This window comes from 'Chrysanthemum coronarium' phytoplasma, from assembly GCF_000744065.1.
Lineage (GTDB): Bacteria > Bacillota_I > Bacilli_A > Acholeplasmatales > Acholeplasmataceae > Phytoplasma > Phytoplasma asteris.
Map to the genome: position 1 here is coordinate 1 of NZ_BBIY01000111.1, position 1,239 is coordinate 1,239.

1 protein-coding gene and 1 pseudogene are annotated in these 1,239 nt (G+C 24.0%); both read left to right on the top strand.

The genetic code is table 11. From position 1 onward, the window contains the following. The first annotated feature begins 259 nt into the window (after nucleotides 1-259). Nucleotides 260-928: a hypothetical protein gene (locus OYV_RS05440; protein ID WP_042068406.1), complete on the top strand. Its 669-nt coding sequence runs from the start codon at nucleotides 260-262 to the stop codon at nucleotides 926-928. Nucleotides 929-1,008: 80 nt separating this feature from the next. After that, nucleotides 1,009-1,239 (top strand): annotated as a pseudogene (locus tag OYV_RS05445) (hypothetical protein); the annotation flags it as partial.

A 1,239-nucleotide genomic window follows, 5' to 3' on the forward strand; every position in this document is an offset into this window, starting at 1 on the left:
TTAATACTTAAATTTTAACATTATTTTAGCATTTAAAAGAAGAAAAATATTTTTTTATAAAAAATAAAAAAGTGTTTCTTTTTCGTTTTGATTCAGTTATAATATTAGTGGATTTTAAAGGAATTCGAGAAATTTTAAAAAACCGCTAGTAATAAATTCGTTTAAAATTCTTTAGTTCATCTTAAACTTTTTGCATTTTACAAATTTGTACATTTGGATTTTGCAAAGATTAAGATATTAGAAAGCAAAAATAAAATCATTGAAAAATATTTACCAAAAACAACCTTGTTTAAAACAAAGGTTTATTTATTGTTTAAGTGCATTATTACTTTTGATCTTATTTGTAATAAGTTTTAATTACACTTTAAAAGCTACTCCAACAGAAACAATAGATATCAGCACTATTGAAAAAAATATAGGATCTTTTGAAAGTGCACCAAATGACAAAAAAATCATTGAAAAAATTGTAAAAAATCACAAAAATATAAGTGGTCTTGCTATTGGAGACGATTTAGAAGTTGTTTCGATAAACAATAACAAAGCAACTGTCAAAGCAAAAGAAAATTCTAAAAAAATTAAAGGTCAAGTAGAAGTTATTTTTAATGTCAAAGAAGACCTAAATGTTTTAATTCAAAATAAAGCTTTAGGGGATATAGAATTAAATAAAATGCACAGTGAAGCATTGATTTCTAATGAGGATTTGTTAAATGCCATTAAAAGTAAAAATAATGGTTTAGTAATTACAAAAGAAGATATTTATTTTCCTAAAAAAGATCGCTCAAATGGTTATATAACCATTGAAGCATTGGATAAATCTCCTAAATATAAAGGAAAAGCTAAATTAACTTATCAAATTACAAAAATAAATAAAGAAGAGTTTATTGCGGAAGTTAAAAAAAATATAATATTCCATTTTACTCACCCATAAAACAAAATCAATTAGATGAAACAATTGAAAATGTAATTGCAGAAGAAGTAGGAAACCCAGATTCAACTAAAGACTTAGTTATGCAAAAAGTTCAAGAAGTAGTCGCACCTTTATTAAATGATGGCAATACTTTATCTGAAACATTAACAACTTCTATGTCCAATAAAGAAGAGTTGCAAAACAACTCACAAACAATATTATCTCCTAAAATAACAAGCGAAAAAACAGATAATAACGAAAATACAAATTATGGATTTTATATTGTTATTGCTTGCATTATATTAATTTCCATCACTTTTTTAAGTTTGCTT